The sequence below is a fragment of the Streptomyces nanshensis genome (assembly GCF_001751255.1).
GTDB classification, from domain to species: domain Bacteria; phylum Actinomycetota; class Actinomycetes; order Streptomycetales; family Streptomycetaceae; genus Streptomyces; species Streptomyces nanshensis_A.
The window spans coordinates 1-366 of sequence record NZ_LJGW01000478.1; the positions used below are offsets into that span (position 1 = coordinate 1).

Below are 366 nucleotides of genomic sequence, written 5' to 3' on the forward strand. Positions count from 1 at the left end.
TCGTGTCGTGAGATGTTGGGTTAAGTCCCGCAACGAGCGCAACCCTTGTCTCGTGTTGCCAGCAGGCCCTTGTGGTGCTGGGGACTCACGGGAGACTGCCGGGGTCAACTCGGAGGAAGGTGGGGACGACGTCAAGTCATCATGCCCCTTATGTCTTGGGCTGCACACGTGCTACAATGGCCGGTACAATGAGTGGCGATGCCGTGAGGTGGAGCGAATCTCAAAAAGCCGGTCTCAGTTCGGATTGGGGTCTGCAACTCGACCCCATGAAGTCGGAGTCGCTAGTAATCGCAGATCAGCATTGCTGCGGTGAATACGTTCCCGGGCCTTGTACACACCGCCCGTCACGTCACGAAAGTCGGTAAC

The 366-nt window shown here is 57.9% G+C and carries 1 rRNA gene; it reads left to right on the forward strand.

The features are described 5' to 3' along the window. Positions 1-366: ribosomal RNA gene (locus AN218_RS28690) — 16S ribosomal RNA — on the forward strand; the annotation flags it as partial.